At 61.6% G+C, this 15,167-nt stretch carries 16 protein-coding genes; 8 read left to right on the forward strand and 8 right to left on the reverse strand.

Annotation, left to right across the window (positions count from 1 at the left end):
- Positions 1 to 102 precede the first annotated feature (102 nt).
- A complete protein-coding gene (locus FEZ63_RS06550; protein ID WP_150942836.1) occupies positions 103 to 687 on the reverse strand; it encodes a TetR/AcrR family transcriptional regulator in 585 nt (194 codons plus the stop codon).
- Positions 688 to 810: 123 nt separating this feature from the next.
- Here FEZ63_RS06550 and FEZ63_RS06555 point away from each other — a divergent pair, with 123 nt between their 5' ends.
- The 7 genes from FEZ63_RS06555 (at position 811) to FEZ63_RS26165 (ending at position 7,641) form a co-directional block, all read left to right on the forward strand.
- Entirely contained in the window at positions 811 to 1,707 is an 897-nt protein-coding gene (locus FEZ63_RS06555; protein ID WP_150942837.1) for a metallophosphoesterase, read from the forward strand.
- Between the two features lie 16 nt (positions 1,708 to 1,723).
- Positions 1,724 to 3,028 (forward strand): ABC transporter substrate-binding protein, encoded by a 1,305-nt coding sequence (locus FEZ63_RS06560; RefSeq protein WP_150942838.1) that lies wholly within the window; start codon positions 1,724 to 1,726, stop codon positions 3,026 to 3,028.
- 110 nt (positions 3,029 to 3,138) lie between these two features.
- Positions 3,139 to 4,071, forward strand: a complete 933-nt coding sequence (locus tag FEZ63_RS06565) for a carbohydrate ABC transporter permease (protein ID WP_150942839.1) — start codon at positions 3,139 to 3,141, stop codon at positions 4,069 to 4,071.
- 97 nt (positions 4,072 to 4,168) lie between these two features.
- On the forward strand, positions 4,169 to 4,942 hold the full coding sequence (locus FEZ63_RS06570; protein WP_244622673.1) for a carbohydrate ABC transporter permease: 774 nt from the start codon (positions 4,169 to 4,171) through the stop codon (positions 4,940 to 4,942).
- Positions 4,942 to 5,679, forward strand: a complete 738-nt coding sequence (locus tag FEZ63_RS06575) for a tyrosine-protein phosphatase (protein WP_150942841.1) — start codon at positions 4,942 to 4,944, stop codon at positions 5,677 to 5,679. Before FEZ63_RS06570 ends, FEZ63_RS06575 begins: the two co-directional genes overlap by 1 nt.
- Complete coding sequence (gene ugpC, locus FEZ63_RS06580; protein ID WP_150942842.1) at positions 5,679 to 6,818, forward strand: sn-glycerol-3-phosphate ABC transporter ATP-binding protein UgpC; 1,140 nt, start codon at positions 5,679 to 5,681, stop codon at positions 6,816 to 6,818. The genes FEZ63_RS06575 and ugpC overlap by 1 nt, the downstream gene beginning before the upstream one ends.
- A 601-nt stretch (positions 6,819 to 7,419) precedes the next feature.
- Entirely contained in the window at positions 7,420 to 7,641 is a 222-nt protein-coding gene (locus FEZ63_RS26165) for a LysR family transcriptional regulator (RefSeq protein ID WP_150942843.1), read from the forward strand.
- On the opposite strand, the gene FEZ63_RS06590 is transcribed toward FEZ63_RS26165, so the two are convergent.
- From FEZ63_RS06590 to FEZ63_RS06620, 7 genes are all read right to left on the reverse strand, one after another.
- Positions 7,598 to 8,179, reverse strand: a complete 582-nt coding sequence (locus FEZ63_RS06590; protein WP_150942844.1) for a histidine phosphatase family protein — start codon at positions 8,177 to 8,179, stop codon at positions 7,598 to 7,600. The genes FEZ63_RS26165 and FEZ63_RS06590 overlap by 44 nt on opposite strands.
- Positions 8,176 to 9,294: an ABC transporter ATP-binding protein gene (locus FEZ63_RS06595; RefSeq protein ID WP_150942845.1), complete on the reverse strand. Its 1,119-nt coding sequence runs from the start codon at positions 9,292 to 9,294 to the stop codon at positions 8,176 to 8,178. The genes FEZ63_RS06590 and FEZ63_RS06595 overlap by 4 nt, the downstream gene beginning before the upstream one ends.
- Positions 9,291 to 11,060 carry an ABC transporter permease gene (locus FEZ63_RS06600; protein ID WP_150942846.1) on the reverse strand — a complete coding sequence of 590 codons (1,770 nt, stop codon included), beginning with the start codon at positions 11,058 to 11,060 and terminating at the stop codon, positions 9,291 to 9,293. The genes FEZ63_RS06595 and FEZ63_RS06600 overlap by 4 nt, the downstream gene beginning before the upstream one ends.
- A gap of 21 nt (positions 11,061 to 11,081) precedes the next feature.
- Positions 11,082 to 12,206, reverse strand: coding sequence for an ABC transporter substrate-binding protein (locus FEZ63_RS06605; protein WP_150942847.1), 1,125 nt, complete (start codon positions 12,204 to 12,206; stop codon positions 11,082 to 11,084).
- A 41-nt stretch (positions 12,207 to 12,247) separates the two neighbouring features.
- Positions 12,248 to 13,081 carry a MurR/RpiR family transcriptional regulator gene (locus FEZ63_RS06610; protein ID WP_150942848.1) on the reverse strand — a complete coding sequence of 278 codons (834 nt, stop codon included), beginning with the start codon at positions 13,079 to 13,081 and terminating at the stop codon, positions 12,248 to 12,250.
- Positions 13,082 to 13,992: 911 nt separating this feature from the next.
- A complete protein-coding gene (locus tag FEZ63_RS06615) occupies positions 13,993 to 14,451 on the reverse strand; it encodes a hypothetical protein (protein ID WP_150942849.1) in 459 nt (152 codons plus the stop codon).
- Between the two features lie 119 nt (positions 14,452 to 14,570).
- A complete protein-coding gene (locus FEZ63_RS06620) occupies positions 14,571 to 14,816 on the reverse strand; it encodes a hypothetical protein (protein ID WP_150942850.1) in 246 nt (81 codons plus the stop codon).
- A gap of 53 nt (positions 14,817 to 14,869) precedes the next feature.
- Between FEZ63_RS06620 and FEZ63_RS06625 the strand changes: the two genes are divergently transcribed.
- Positions 14,870 to 15,124 (forward strand): hypothetical protein, encoded by a 255-nt coding sequence (locus FEZ63_RS06625; RefSeq protein ID WP_150942851.1) that lies wholly within the window; start codon positions 14,870 to 14,872, stop codon positions 15,122 to 15,124.
- The last annotated feature ends 43 nt before the right edge of the window (positions 15,125 to 15,167 follow it).

Genomic DNA, 15,167 nt, shown 5'->3' on the forward strand with positions numbered 1-15,167 from the left:
GATCCCTAAATGGAAGCATACCGTGAATGGCTACGCGCCGTATCAGTGACGGTGTCACCTTTATCCCTTCGCCAAAGGGCTGCTTCGAGCAATGTCATTGAGTCAAAACCACCTGTCTGATGCGATGGCCGACCAGCACATCGCCGCGATATTGTCGCGCTCTCCGGGAGTCAGTCTTGCTCCTGCGGCGCGATGCCATTTCAGTGTGTTGCGGATGCCGCCGCCGATGAACCCGCCCATGTCCTGTACTGGGAGGTTGCGCAGCACCCCGGCCGCTCGGGCATCCTCTATCAGCTTGTTGGTGAACGTCGTGACCGGTGCGAAGGCCCGCCGCAGTTCGTTGGCCGGAATCAACGGGACATTCGACAGATATTCAAACAGGATAGCGCGATCGGGATCGGACCAGATGAAATCGATATAGTCGCCGATGTAGCGACGGATTCGCGCCTCGTGCGGGGTCGCCGGATCGTGCTCCACCACGAGCGCCGCGGCAACCGTTTGCGTCAGGCGCTCGTATACGCCCCAGATGAGATCGTCCTTGGATTTGAAATAGTTGTACAGCGAGCCGGTCGCGATTCCCGCCGTCGTCGCGATCTCGGCCATCGAGCACTGAAGACCGTTGCGCACGATGAGCTCAGCGGCGGCGGCCAGAATGCGTTCCCGCTTGTCCACAACGATGCCGTCCATGGTCTGAATGAACCTTCATTCACCTGTCACAAAGACTAAGTAGCGGTAGCTCCGTTCTCGCGCAAGAGCCATCCGGACATAGCGGCCCGATGGTTGTTGCCCCCTCGAAAGGAGCCGCGCGCCATGCCGGATGCTTACCCGACCTTTGTTCATCTGACCGACCTCCACATAGGAAATCCGGCCGTCGAGGACGATCACCTCTATTCGGACACCGCGACCACACTTCGCAGTATTCTGGCCGAGGTGAAGATGCTGGTGCCTGCGCCGCGCTTCATCGTCGCCAGCGGCGATCTCACCAATCGAGGCGATGCGGGCAGCTACGAACAGCTGAAGTCGATCATGGCCGAGGCCGATCTCGGCATTCCGATCTTGTACGCGCTCGGCAATCACGACAAGCGTGCCGGCTTCTACTCGGCGATGCTCGACCGCACCGGCGATCTCGACAAGCCCTACGACCACGCGGCGGTGATCGACGGCATCCACATCGTCGTCCTCGACAGCAGTGTGCCCTTCAAGATCGGCGGCCATTTTGAGCCGGGTCAGATCGAATGGCTGACGGCCGAACTCGACCAGCATCCGGACGTGCCGAAGCTGATCGTCATCCATCATGCACCGGCGCTCGACACCGAGCACCCGGATCTCGAATGGGAGTCGCTGTCGTTTGTCGATACCGAGCGTCTGCGCGTTGCCCTCGAAGGGCGAAACGTGATCGGCGTGCTTTCTGGTCACATCCACTTCGACCGCGTCAGCAACTGGCACGGCATCCCGGTGGTCGTCGGCATCGGCCAGCATGCTGCGACCGACGTGCTCTACCTGCACGAGGGCCTGCGCATGCTGTCGGGTGCCTCCTTCGCCGTCGGCACGGTGCGCCCCTCGGGGCTGACCATCTCCTTCATTCCGCAACCTTCGGAGCGGCGTGAACTGAAGGTCCACACCTTCGCTGGCATGGCCGAGATCATCAAACGCTACGAGACGGAGGCTGCTACTGCTGCTGCAGTCTCCGCCATCGCCGCAGAATAATTCCGGAGATACACCGATGAACCGCAAGACCTTTCTGACCGGTGCACTCGCGCTGCTTGCCACAGGCGTCGCCTATCCGGCGCTCGGCCAATCCATTCCGGCGACCGTCGATCAGCCAGTGACGATCAGCTATTACAACTACAATCTCGCGTCGGCCGGCAACGGCGCAGAGGCGACGAAACGGCTCATCGCCAAGTTCGAGGCCGCCAACCCGAACATCAAGGTGAAGGGTGTCGGCGCCAGCTCGGCCGACATCACCAGCCGCATCCAGGCCGATGTCGCCGCCGGTCGCATTCCCGACGTTGTGCAGATGGTGTTTTCCGATCTGGAATTCACCGTGGACAATCTCGGCGCCGCAGCGCTCGAGCAAATCGTGCCAGAGACGGAACTCAAGGCGCATTTCGAGGGCATTTCGCCAAACGGCCTCCAGCTCGGCGTGTTGAACGGCAAAACTTACGGGCTTGCCTATACTTTCTCGACACCCGTTCTGTTCTACAACGCCGATCTGTTCAAGGCAGCAGGCCTCGATCCAGACAATCCGCCCAAGACCTGGGCCGAGGTCAAGGCAGCAGGGCTCGCTATCACGAAGAAGACAAAGGCCGAGGGTATTGCGACCGGCATCTTCGGACCCTCCGCCGGCGACTGGTTGTTCCAGGGCGTGCTTCGTTCGAACAACGGAAGTCTGATGTCTCCCGATCGCAAGACCCTGGCCTTCGCGGAGCCTGCATCGGTCGAGGCAGTCGCCATGCTGCGCGATCTCTATGACAGCGGCGCCTACACCAACCTCGACATCACGGCGGCCATGGAAGCAATGGCTTCGGGCAACGTCGGGATGTATCTCCAGACCTCCGCAATACAGGGCTTCCTGGTGAAAGGCTCGCAAGGCAAATTCGACTTGCGCGCTTCGACCATGCCGCGCTTTGGCGATAAGCCCCAACGGCCGAACAATTCCGGAAGTGCGCTGGTGATCCTGAGCCGAGACCCGCTGAAGCGGCGCGCCGCCTGGGAACTCATGAAGTTCATGACATCCAAGGAAGCCTACACGGTTATCACCTCGGAGATTGGCTACCTGCCTCTGCGCGCCGACATCGTCGAGGACCCGAAATATCTTGGTAATTGGGTGAAGGAACACCCGCTGATCCAGCCGAACCTTGAGCAGCTCAGGATGCTCGAGCGGTGGGAGTCCTTCCCAGGTCCAAACTATCGGCAGATCCAGAAAACCATGATGGAAGGCGCCGAGATGGCTGTCTTCGGCGGCACGGATCCGGCTGCGGCGATGCAGGCGGCGCAGAAGTCCGCACAGGCGATGATGCCGAAGTGATGCGAGACGCGAACCGGCCCTGTGCACCGCAGGGGATGCGGGGCCGGCTTTGGCAAAACGGCGATATCCGAGGCCTTCGGCCGACGAGCAGCAGGATTCGAGGATTGCAGATGTCTGAAGCCGCTCTGAGCACCCATGGTGGCACTGTTCGACGCCGCCGAATGGACAACTGGCGCGTCACGCCCTGGCTCTACCTTGCGCCAGCGGTTCTGACCCTCGCGATCTGGATCTATTGGCCGCTCATCGACGCTTCTCGGCTGAGCTTCTACGAATGGAACATGCTACCGACCACACCGCAGACCTATGTCGGTTGGCAGAATTACATCAACATATTCGCACTGCCGAAATTCTGGCAGGCATTGTGGAACACCGGCATCTACATCATCGGCCTGCTGCCGATCGCCGTTCTCATTCCGCTCGCCATCGCGATCTACACGCATGACCTGCCGGCTCGCGCGCGCAACTTCTATCGTGCCATCATCTTCGTGCCGATGATCATCGCCCCAGTCGTCGCAGCTGCGGTCTGGCGCTGGCTGCTCGATCCCGGCCACGGCATGGTCAACGAGGCGATTACGCTGTTCGGATTCCGCCCCGTCCGCTTCCTGCAGGACCCGAAGATCGCGATCTGGACGATCATCGTCATCACCGGATGGAAGCTGATCGGATTCTCGACGCTGATCCTCTCCGCTGCCAATGCCAACATCAATCCGTCGTTGGTCGAGGCGGCGCGGATGGACGGGGCCTCGAAGTGGGAGATCGTCCGCGATATCCGCCTGCCGCTCCTGCGCTCAACGGTGCTCTTCCTCGTGCTGATGACGATCTTGCTCGGGGCGCAGTGGAGTTTCGCCTACATCCATGTGCTGACTGGCGGCGGCCCGCTCGGCGCGACCACCAATATCTTCTACATCCTCTGGGATTTTGGCTTCTCCAGTCTGTCGGTGGGGTGGAGCTCTGCAGCCGCCGTCATCCTCTTCCTCGGCTTTGGCGTGGTGGCCTTTGTGCTCTTCCGCCTGATGGATAGGTATTCGTTCCATGACAATTGATGCGGCAGCCTTTGCTCCCTCCATACCCGCCATAAGCATTGCTCGACCTACGAAACGCGGTGCAACCGGGCTCAACAAATCCGTGGGCCATTTGGTGATGGCCGTACTCGCAATCTTCTGCCTGTTCCCGGTCTACTGGATGATCGTCACGTCCTTGCGGCCGGCAAACGAAGTCTTCGATACCAGTCTGTGGCCAACCGCCGCCTCGCTCGACAACTATGTCTACGCACTCAATGCTATCCCGATCATCGAGATGCTGGGCAACACGCTGCTCGTCTCGGCGGTAGTCACGGTGGTGCAGCTCTTCACCGGCCTGCTCGCTGCCTACGCTTTCGCGCGCTGGCGCTTTCCGTTCGACAAGCTGACCTACACGCTGATCGCTCTCACCTGGCTCGTGCCTTTCCAGGTCGTAATGATCCCGAACTACCTGCTGGTAGCCGATCTCGGCCTGCTCGACAGTCTCGCCGCGCTCATCCTGCCGCACTTCGCGGCAGCACTCGCCATCCTGATGCTGGCACAAGCCATGCGTTCCTTTCCACGGGAAGTCCTGGAAGCAGCGCGAATGGACGGCGCCAAGAGCTGGCGAATCCTGTGGGAGGTGATTGCGCCGAACCTGCGCGGCACGATTGCGTCGCTGACAATCCTCATCTTCATCTCGACATGGAACGAGTATTTCTGGCCGCTGCTGCTCTCCCGGACACCGGAGAACAGCGTCATCCAGATCGGCATTCAGATGTTCATGACCTCGGAAGGTACCCAGTGGGGGCCGCTGATGGCGGCCTCGACGATGGCCAGCTTGCCGATCCTCCTTCTCTATGTCGGCCTGCAGCGGCAGGTGATTCAGTCCTTCATGAAATCGGGAATTCGCTGATGCAACCACAATACCAGCGCCATTTGGCCGTCGACGGAACCTTTAACATCCGCGATCTCGGCGGTTACGCCATTGCCACGGGCGAGACCCGCTGGCGACGCGTCCTGCGCGCCGACGGGCTGCATCGCCTCGACCATGCGGGCATGGCTGTGCTGACGGCGGAAGGCGTCACCACAATCATCGATCTGCGCCACGGCCACGAGCTTGAAACGCAACCCAATCCGTTCAGCACCAATCCGGCGGTGCAGTACCACCACGTGTCGCTATTCGATCAGCTCGCTCCCTCGGCGATGGCAGGCGATGATGTGCTCTACGACCTCTATGTCCAGGCCTTGACCAGCCGACAGGGCGCGATTGCGCAGGTTCTGACGGTGATCGCCAATGCGCCCGACGGAGTCGTGCTCTTTCATTGCACCGCAGGAAAGGATCGGACAGGCATCGTGTCCGCACTGATGCTGGCGGTCGCCGGTGTGGAGACCGCGATCATCCTGGAAGACTACGCCATGACCAAGACGCGGATCGCACCGATGATCGACGAGATCCTCGAAGGCGCGGCCACCCGTGGGGTCGATGTCGAGACCTTCATGCCGCTGCTCGCCTGTGAGCCCGAGACCATGGCGGCGACCATCGCCCATGTCATCGGGTCCTATGGCTCGGCCGAAGCCTACCTCGAAACAATCGGCCTTGCTCCCCAAACCATCGATCGCCTCAGGTCGCGCCTTGTGGAGGATGTCTGATGGCTCGCCTTTCGCTGACCCAGCTCAAGAAACGCTATGAAGGCAAGCAGGTTCTGCATGGTGTCGATGTGGAAATCGCCGACGGCCAATTCGTGGTGATCGTCGGACCCTCGGGCTGCGGCAAGTCCACGTTGCTGCGCATGATTGCGGGGCTCGAGGATGTCACCGAAGGAACGATCGCCATCGATGGACGCGAGATCGACCACCTCGATCCGGCCGATCGCGGTTGCGCCATGGTGTTTCAGAACTATGCGCTCTACCCGCATATGACCGTACGCGAGAACATCGCCTATCCGCTGAAGATCGCGCGTCTGCCGAAGTCCGAGCGCGAACGCCGCGTGGTCGAAGCTGCCGGCACCCTCGATCTTTCGGATTATCTCGATCGCCGTCCGGCGCAGCTGTCCGGGGGGCAGCGCCAGCGCGTGGCCATGGGCCGTGCGATCGTTCGCGAGCCCGCCGTCTTCCTGTTCGACGAGCCGCTCTCCAACCTTGACGCCAAGCTGCGGGTCACCATGCGCATCGAGATCAAGCGGCTGCACAAGCGCCTTAACGCGACCTCGATCTTCGTCACGCATGATCAGGTCGAGGCTATGACGCTAGCGGACATGCTCATCGTCATGAATTCCGGCATGGTCGAACAAATCGGTACGCCGAACGCGATCTATCGCGAGCCGGCCTCCACCTTCGTCGCCGGCTTTCTGGGAGCCCCGGCGATGAATCTCCTGCCGGCCACGGCGGTAGGCCACGACCGCGTGGCCTTCGACGCCGCGCCGACCCATCTCGTGCCAGCGGCGGCGCTCAATTTGGCTGTCGGTACCAAGCTCACGCTCGGTATCCGCCCTGAGGACGTCGTCGTCTCGTCCGATCCGAAATGCGGCGGTCTGGCCGCCTCGATCGACCTAATCGAAGAACTCGGCAGCAGCCGTATCGCCTATTGTGCGGTCGGTACAGAAGAGGTGGCTGTCGTTTTGCCGCGGAACGAAATGAACTTGGACCACCGCACCATCTTTCTCGATTTTCCGGCTAACGCGCTGCATGCCTTTGACCAACGAACGGGCAAACGGCTGGCCAGTTCTCCCCCTATCGTCGACGAATGCCGGGAAACCCTAGTAGCTTGTTTCAACTCCGATGTGGTCTAGCAGAGATCCATCGCGGACCCAAACGGCAGTAAATTTCGATCCAACAAGTACCTCTGTGTCCTGACGGATCCGGCGATAATCGCCGTTTGGCACTTTTTCTGTCTTTAGTCGGAACCTCGGACAGAGCCTTCTTATGTGCAATCCATGCGCCTTTCGCGGCTTGTGCCATCGGTTGAAAAGCGAATGAGCATGTCGTCGTGTCGGTAGACCTCGCCAGGCCTCGGTACGGGCGAAGGAAAGCGGTCAGCAAGCGTTGAAATGTTCACGCCACAGGAATCTTGGTGCGCCGCTGCTGTGATCGGGCAATTCGGCTGTTGGGCGGGATCCGCGAAGGTGTCTGTTCAATATCGTGATGCTCAAGCGCCGGCAGTCAAAGCACCGGGCCTCGACATACCGAACAAGAAAACACCTGCGATTTCATGTCCGATCGCACAGGGGCTCCAGACCAACCAGCCAATGGTTGGCCCCACTTGGACGTCCATCGGTGCATCAAGCCTTGCCGGGGCGGCCTGCGACTGCTCTAACAAAATCATTAGTAGAGCCGCCGCATACTTTCCCATTATGTGTTCCCAATGTGCAACGCGCTGCCCCGGCAAATGCCATGCTCAAGCGTGAACTCCGGCACAAGCATATCGAGATATTTCGTGCCGTCATTCGAAGCGGCAGTGTAACGGGCGCCAGGCGCCTGCTCGGTATCACTCAGCCAGGGGTCAGCAAGCTCCTGAGCCAGACTGAAGAACTGTGTGGATTCAGCCTCTTCGTCCTCTTTGAGCCGACGGTTAATCCGGCGTGTCCAATGTTGCGATATTGCCGGTCACATTGAAGGCCTTCAACCTTGCCATCCCATTGAGATCCAACACAGTCAGACTTCCAGGTTCGACCGGGATGATGCGGTCGGGCTCCAGTCCGATCAGCACCGACAGCGCTGCCCGGATTGCGCCGCCATGGGTTACCACCACCGTTGTCCCGTCGCTCGGAAGGGCCGCGAGTGCCTGGCGGATTCGCTCCCTGAACTCCTGCCACGGTTCGGCCCCCGGGGGGTCGAACCGGGCAGCCCGCCAGGCTTGATACTCGGCCGGATCAAGGTGGGCCTTTGCCTTACCCTCCCATGCCCCCAAGCCCGCTTCACGCCAAGCCGGGTTGGTTATCACTGGATTGAGGCCGAGAATCCCCGCTGTCTCCCGAGCGCGCCGAAGGTCGGATGCATAGGCGGCCTGTGGGTTCAGCTCATGAACAAGCGGCGCGATTGCAGCGGCCTGCTGCTCCCCTTGTGGCGACAGACTGATGTCCTCCTGGCCTTGCAACACGTGCTTCGCATTCCAGGCCGTCTCGCCGTGTCGCACCAAAACCAATCTCTTCATGAACGCAGAATCCCTCTCTCGTCGAACACCCCGTCCGGCTCAGACGGCAGGCGAATGCCGATCACCTCCCCAATCGTGAAGCGGTGCGCCTGATCAATCACGGCCGTCAGTCGGGTCTCGCCAGCAAGGGCCGTCACCATCGTACGCCCTGCCAGGGGGACGGCTTCTAGTACCTCCACCGGAACCGCATCCTGCTGGTCATGGCTCGTCACGCCAAGTCGCTCCGCCCGGTACATCAATTGTGCGGATCCGGCTCCTTGGGATGGCCCAAGCCGAATCCCTTGAAAGGACCAGGATCCCTCGGCGTCCGTTGCCGGCACCAGGTTCGCTGGTGGCGTCCCGATGAAGGTCGCCACAAAGGCTGTCTTCGGCCTGCTCAACAGCTCCTCCGGTGAGCCAAACTGTTCGACGCGTCCATCCTTCAGGACCGCAACGTGGGTCGCCATCGTGAGGGCTTCGACCTGGTCATGGGTGACATAGACGCTTGTCGCTCCTGTCGCCCGATGCACACGCATCAGTTCTGTTCGCATCTCGACGCGCAGCTTTGCGTCCAAATTCGACAGTGGCTCGTCGAAGAGAAGGATCTTGGGCCTAGGGGCAATCATCCTGGCAATGGCCACGCGTTGCTGCTGTCCACCGGAGATCTCGTTTGGAAAGCGCTCGGCGAGATGATCGATCGCCATGAGCTTCAGCACGTCCGCAACGCGCGCGCGACGGTCGCCTGCCGACCATTTTGCAACCTTCAACGGCCACTCGACGTTCGCCGCCACCGTCATGTGGGGCCACAAGGCATAGGATTGGAACACCAAGCCGCAATCGCGGTCTGCGGGCCCTCTGATGATGCCGCGCGAGCCGCTCGCCACCTCCCGGCCCTCGAAGGTGATCGAGCCGCCCGTCGGTGTCTCAAGTCCGGCCAGCATGCGCAGCATTGTGCTCTTGCCGCAGCCGGACGGCCCGACCAACACGAGGAACGAGCCGCGCGGCACGGTGATGTTTACCTCCGAAACAGCGTTGAACGTTCCATAGGTGCGCTCGAGATTGCTGATTTCGATGGCCGAAGCATTCGTTTGGGGCAATATCGGCTCCCCTTTCTGCTCGCGAATCTGAACGTTCATCGGGCCTCTCCACGATTGTCGTCGAGCCACGGCTCTGCCTTGCCCTGAAGGCGCTGCGCCAGCAGCGTGGATGCAAGTGCGACGACGGTAATCAGCGCTGTGATGGCGTTGCCGAACTGAAGGAAGCCTTCTGAGGCATAGCGATAGGCCAACACGCTCAACACGGGCGTGGCTGGCGTGAACAGCAGCACGACGAGAGACAGGTCTCTCAGGATTTTGACGAAGGTGAGGACGCCGCCGGCCATGAGCGAGCGTGCCGTGAGGGGAAGAAAGATTGCCAGGAGCCTGCGCGGGAATCCTGCTCCGGTCATACGGGCCGAATCCTCCAGCTCGCCCGCCACCTGCTCCATCGCCGCCCGTCCCGATTGAACGGTAAACGGCAGAGTGTAGGCGGCTCCAGCAATCACCAGAAGCACGAAGGTTCCGTAAAGAGCCGGAAACGGCCCGATCGGCGCCCCAAATAATGCAATATAGGCCGCACCGAATGCAATGCCGGGCACGAGCGCTGGCAGGAAGGCAAGCTGGTTGAGGGTGGCACCGATGGGATGCCGCTTCAGGCGGGAGATCGCGTAGGCGATTGCCAGGCCGAGCACCATCGAGACCACCGCGACCGACGCCGCAAAAGCCAGTGTCATCCCGATTGCGTTAAGAGTTTCGGGATTGCGCAGGATCCCAGGTTGGCCCTGGGCGTAGGCAGGATCGGAGCTGCCAATCCAAAAGTGCAGCGTGAAGCCGGAGAAGATGTCTCCGGTACGGACCGTCAGGCTCGACGTCAGCAGAGCCAGGAGTGGCATCAGGGTTGTCAACGCGAGGATCAGACCTGCCAGCGCCAACCAGGGCCAGCGCCAGTTCCCCAGGGCGAAGCGTCGGTTGCGCCCGCCTTTGCCTGAGATCGTCGCGAAGGACCGCCGCCCGGCCATCACGCGGTTGGAGGCCCAAAGCACGAGCGCCGCAACCGCAATCAGCACAATAGCGAGCACGTAGCCCCGCTCGGGCTGGCCGGTGGACAGCGCCCCGTACAGACGGGTTGATAGCGTGTGCATGCCCGCTGGCAGCCCGAGGATGGCCGGAGCGGCAAAGTTCGAGACCGCGCCCGCGAAGGCCAGCGAGCCTGCCGACAGGATTGCCGGTATAACCACTGGGAGCGTGATGCCAACCAGGATACGCGACGGGCGGGCGCCAGTCATCGTCGCGGCCTCGATGAGGTCAGCGTTCACGGACGCAAGTGCCGCGGCGATGAGGAGAAAGGCGAGCGAATAGTAATGAGCGACCAGGACGAGGAGGGTCGGCGTCATTCCCCATGCGAGCCAGTCCGGGACTGCGAACCCCAGGTCGGTCAGAACCCCGACCTGTCCCCCCACCCGCTCGTTCCGGAAGACAACGCCCCAGGCAAAGGCGGCTGCAAAGCTCGGGATCATGTAGGGAAGCGTCGCAAAGACACCAATGGTGCGCCGGAAGGGGACGTCGGTCAGAACAACGAGCCAGGCGAGGAAACCGCCGACGACGATAGTCCCCAGCGCCACGAGAACACCGATAACCATCGTGTTGGCGAGTGGCGACCACAAGAAGTTCTGTGCGATGCGACCGGTGAAGACCTGGTGCCAGACGCCCAGGCCTCTGCCCTCTCCCACCGTTGCCAGCGCGACCGTGAGCAGAGGGGCAGCGACGAGAACGAGAAGAACTCCGCAGAGTACAAGGCCGAGCAGCAGCGACGGGGACACCCCCCGTCGCCAGACTGGAGCAGTCGACAAAGCCAAGGTTGTCATGTCCAATTCTCCGTCACCCGATCACTTCAGGGACAGAATGAAGTCGGACACATCCTGTCGGATTCCAGCTGTTTTAACCGGGTCCATGCGCCAGGCCCGGAATTGATCAAGGGGGATTGCATCCTTCGGCTGCTGGATGTCCGTCCGCGTGGCGTAGTCGCCGGGGACGTAGAAGGGCGCAAAACCCGGCCCGCCGTTGGCGCTGTCGTCGCCGATCATGAAGCGGATCAGCAGGCGAGCTGCCGCCGGGCTCTTCGAACCCTTCACGACACCGAGATAGGCCGGGAAGAGGACACCAGGTGCTGGTTCGACGGCGTTCGCCACCTGAAGAGCACGGTTCTCTTTGGCGTTGTCCCGACGATCCGAATAGGTCGTGATGCCAACAGGGGGGCTGGCTTGGCCCTTCTTGCCGACGGCGTCATTCACCGCATCCGTGTTCCTGACCAGCACTGGGCCATTGGCCCAGAGCGCTGCGATCCACTGCTCGCCGGCGTTCTTGTAGGATTTGTCGAGCGCGAACGGCTTGCCGAACGCTGCCTGGTAGGCCTTCTCCATCTCGGCTGAGCGAAGGACGACTTCAGCCATGAAGTCGAGGTAGTCGCCGCGCAGGTTCGGATCCACGAGCACGACCTTGCCCTTCCATTCGGGCTTTGTCAGATCCCACAGGTTGCGCACAGGCGGGCCGTTCGGGTTCGCCTCTTCATTATACATGAGGACTTTGGTCGAGAGACGGTTTGCCAGAAGCGGCTTCTCGTGCTCATCGGGCACGCGGCCTGCGATGTCGGTGGGCACGTAAGGCAAAAGCAGGCCCTTGGAGACGAGCTCCGTGTAGACCACGGGCGCATCGGAAACATAGGCGACGTCCGCGTTCATCACGCCAGCCTGCGCTTCCGACTTCAAGCGCGCGATCATCTGGGTGGACGAGATATCGAGCGGGACGACATCGATACCAGGATAAGCAGCCTCGAATGCCTTCTCGATTTGCGCAATACGACTCGTAAAGGCATAGACAGTGACCTTGCCCTCCTTCCGCGCGAGCGGGAGAAGCTCCGCAGCCGTCATCGCATCGAGGTTCTGAGCGCTGGCCGGGGCGAAGGGTAGGCAGACGGCGATTGCAAGAACTGCCAACAAGTTTTGTCTCTTCATGTTCGTCTCCTCTATGGCAGCTCGTGTCGGCTGCTTGGTGGTTAGTCGAATCGCGTCACCAGCGTCTCCAGCGCATCGAGCGTCGACACGGACTGGCCGCCGTCGATGCGCGCGATGGTGAGAATGAGCGCGTTGCAAATTGCCATCGGGACGGTGAGCGTCAGGAATTCCTCATCTCGGCCGCGCGGAGCGGCGAGCACGTGGTCGGGTGTTCGGGGAATGCGCCGGGCGATGTGATCTGCGATGAGGAGCGTTGTCGCGCCGACCTGAGGAGCATGATCGAGCGCTCCGGTGATCTCCCGGGGCAGGTGCCGAAAGGCAAAACAGACGAGCACATCGCCCCGCCCGAGGGGAATGAGACGCTCGGCGAACTCACGTCCCTGGCCCGTGACGAGGGAGGTGCGAAAGCCCGCGCGGCGCAGACGGCGGTCCAGAAGATCGGCCAGGACGATGGAGTTGCCCTGGGCACACAGAATGACACTGCGAGCCTTTAGCAATGCCTTGGCGGCGGTCTCGATGGCAGCCTGATCGATATGGCGCACGAGCCCCAGGAGCGTATCAACCTCGCTGGCAACCAGCGAAGCCAAAAGGTCACCTTCGGATCCGGCAAGTGTCTCGGCGATCCGGCGCGAGGAGTCGGACGCGACGACCTCGGAGCGCAGAGCCGAGCGCATATCCAGATAGCCCTCGTACCCAAGCTTCTGGGCGAGCCTGACTGCCGCGGCAGCATGCACCCCGGCCTCGCGGGCAACCTCCGAGGCCGAGAGCATCGCCGTATTTGCGGGATCGCGGAGCAGCACGTCCAAAAGCCGCTGATCGGCCTCAGTCAGGCGGTCCCGGCACCGGTTAATCTGATTTGCAAGGGAATGTGCCATGTGTCACCCGTTCTGCAATAATAATTGCACAGCATGATGGTTCGTGCAAGTACCATTGCATCGTCGTTTGGCACGATCGTGTTTTGCCGAGAGAGCCACAGAGCATGGCGAGCTGGAAGGCCGCGACCGCCTCCATAACCTTCTTCGTCAGCCGAGCATCCTGCGATGCGGAGGCATTGCCACGGCGGTTGCAGTCCTCGCCTTCACCTTGAGTGACTTATCGATTGTCGTAGCCATCGATTGCTATGAGGGCCATCGCGCAGAACCCGGCGAGACGGCTGCCCCATTGCCTCGGAGAGCTAGAGCCGGACAACGTGACATTCACGAGCGGTCCCTATGTCGAAGGCGGAACTGGAGCGATCACTCGGCCATTAATCAGGAGCTGATTTGGTCTAATCCGAAGGCCGATCCTTGGATGAATGGAAATCATGAGTGATCCGCAAATTCCGACTCCCAATAATTCCCCAACGCGGCCGCCCATTCCGCCCGAGACGCCGCCTCGCGAACCGGCTGATGTTCCCTCGCCCGATGTTCCCTCATCTCCTCCCGAGGAGTTCCCCGCTCCAATCGAACCGGGCGGCGTACCTCCTCCGCGGCCTCCCGAAATTCTTGTCGTGCCGGCAGGTTCGGCGCCTCGCGCTTAGAAGCCTCATTCCGGGTCATCGTGCTTGACTCACTGCATCGGCCACCAAGCCCGTGAATCGGCTCCGCGGACGCAGCTTGATAGCCGAGCGGTGCGAGCAAAACCGCGCCGCTCACCAGCTGACGGAAATGGCAGCGCGTCACGATCCGACCGAACGGATGAGCTTTCGACGACGCGGTGTGCTCCCGACAGCAAAAAAGCATGCTTTATGCTGCCCGCCCCATCAGCGTCCCCGTTGACGTTCTGTGAATTCATCTTCAGATCGCGTTTAGCGGCGATCACTTGCCCGCAAGGCGCCGCTGGTGAGCGCCGGCTTGCCCGCCCCGGCCCGGCCGCCGAACCAAGCCGCGAGTGCTCCTAAAATCAAAGCAATCGATCCAAACAAAGCTCCTCGCGAAACCGCCTCCGCCGCCACGTCCGCCGCCTGGGTTGCCTGCTGCCTGACTTGGTCCATTCTCTGTCGATATTGCTGCTCGTATAGCTGAACCTGGCTGCGCGCCTGCTCGATCGGGATATTCTGCGCCCTGGCGAGGGCCTGAGCCGCCCGTTCACGGGCCTCCTGCGCTTGGGCCGGATTCCCGGTTAGTGCCGCGCGCACCGCAGCCACCGCCGCATCCCTTAGTGCAGCCGGGTCATTGCCGCCCGTCGCATTGCGGACAGCCTGCTCGATCGTTGAGAACGGATCCGTGACTTGGGTAAGCCCGGGAGCGGCTACTTGTGCCATCATTTGCGCCGTCCCGCCGGCCGTGCTCGCCACGTTGCCGACCGCATTGGTGATGGTCCGGTAGGTACCGCCAAGAATGCTGCCGACGGCGGAGGTCAGCAGGTAAAAAATAACGAGGGTTGTCAGCGCCCCAAGTGGTTAGGCCATGCCAGCCTGCGGGTCGATTCCCTCGGATTGCCGGCCAATCGTCCGGCCGCGTAGCCGCCGGCGAAGGCAGCAACGATCCCGGATAGCGTCCACCAAGTCGCAGCGACAATCGAGAATCCGGTTGCGGTGGGATTGTCGCCCGTTCCGGGGTCGAGGGTCGCCACACCAATCCCGATGCCCGGCAGGTTGCCTGCCATCTCCATGGCGCCGCCTGACCGCATCCACAGCATCCATTCCCCACCTCACCACGCAAAACGCCTGGAAAGGAAACAGCATGAAGTTCATTAGCGCCCACGTCCGCCCCGAAAAGGTCTTCCACGGCTACGATGACAACAAGCAGCTGGTGACCAAGCCGATGGCGAACACCGAGTTCGTCGAGAAGGTCATTCGCGTCGACCGCATCCTGTCGTTCACCGAGAATTACATCTTCATTGAATGCCCGCACGGCACGGCCCAGACCTGGGAATATGAAGGCAGCCTCGAAAGCATCAAGACGCAGTTGCGCGGGGCCGGCATGCTGCTCGGCTGAACGCGGCGGGGTGGCGCTGCCGCCCCTTCCGCACAGGCAGCGT

It is taken from the genome of Microvirga brassicacearum (assembly GCF_008757455.1).
In the GTDB taxonomy this organism is placed as follows: Bacteria; Pseudomonadota; Alphaproteobacteria; order Rhizobiales; family Beijerinckiaceae; genus Microvirga; species Microvirga brassicacearum.

Bases quoted from the DNA above. Each gene is read 5' to 3' on its own strand.
- FEZ63_RS06590 (WP_150942844.1), bottom strand. From the start codon at position 8,179: ATGAAGAGATTGGTTTTGGTGCGACACGGCGAGACGGCCTGGAATGCG.
- FEZ63_RS06605 (WP_150942847.1), bottom strand. From the start codon at position 12,206: ATGAAGAGACAAAACTTGTTGGCAGTTCTTGCAATCGCCGTCTGCCTA.
- ugpC (WP_150942842.1), top strand. From the start codon at position 5,679: ATGGCTCGCCTTTCGCTGACCCAGCTCAAGAAACGCTATGAAGGCAAG.
- FEZ63_RS06610 (WP_150942848.1), bottom strand. From the start codon at position 13,081: ATGGCACATTCCCTTGCAAATCAGATTAACCGGTGCCGGGACCGCCTG.
- FEZ63_RS06560 (WP_150942838.1), top strand. From the start codon at position 1,724: ATGAACCGCAAGACCTTTCTGACCGGTGCACTCGCGCTGCTTGCCACA.
- FEZ63_RS06615 (WP_150942849.1), bottom strand. From the start codon at position 14,451: ATGATGGCACAAGTAGCCGCTCCCGGGCTTACCCAAGTCACGGATCCG.
- FEZ63_RS06550 (WP_150942836.1), bottom strand. From the start codon at position 687: ATGGACGGCATCGTTGTGGACAAGCGGGAACGCATTCTGGCCGCCGCC.
- FEZ63_RS06600 (WP_150942846.1), bottom strand. From the start codon at position 11,060: ATGACAACCTTGGCTTTGTCGACTGCTCCAGTCTGGCGACGGGGGGTG.
- FEZ63_RS06555 (WP_150942837.1), top strand. From the start codon at position 811: ATGCCGGATGCTTACCCGACCTTTGTTCATCTGACCGACCTCCACATA.
- FEZ63_RS06570 (WP_244622673.1), top strand. From the start codon at position 4,169: ATGGCCGTACTCGCAATCTTCTGCCTGTTCCCGGTCTACTGGATGATC.
- FEZ63_RS06565 (WP_150942839.1), top strand. From the start codon at position 3,139: ATGTCTGAAGCCGCTCTGAGCACCCATGGTGGCACTGTTCGACGCCGC.
- FEZ63_RS06620 (WP_150942850.1), bottom strand. From the start codon at position 14,816: ATGCGGTCAGGCGGCGCCATGGAGATGGCAGGCAACCTGCCGGGCATC.
- FEZ63_RS06575 (WP_150942841.1), top strand. From the start codon at position 4,942: ATGCAACCACAATACCAGCGCCATTTGGCCGTCGACGGAACCTTTAAC.
- FEZ63_RS26165 (WP_150942843.1), top strand. From the start codon at position 7,420: ATGCTCAAGCGTGAACTCCGGCACAAGCATATCGAGATATTTCGTGCC.
- FEZ63_RS06625 (WP_150942851.1), top strand. From the start codon at position 14,870: ATGAAGTTCATTAGCGCCCACGTCCGCCCCGAAAAGGTCTTCCACGGC.
- FEZ63_RS06595 (WP_150942845.1), bottom strand. From the start codon at position 9,294: ATGAACGTTCAGATTCGCGAGCAGAAAGGGGAGCCGATATTGCCCCAA.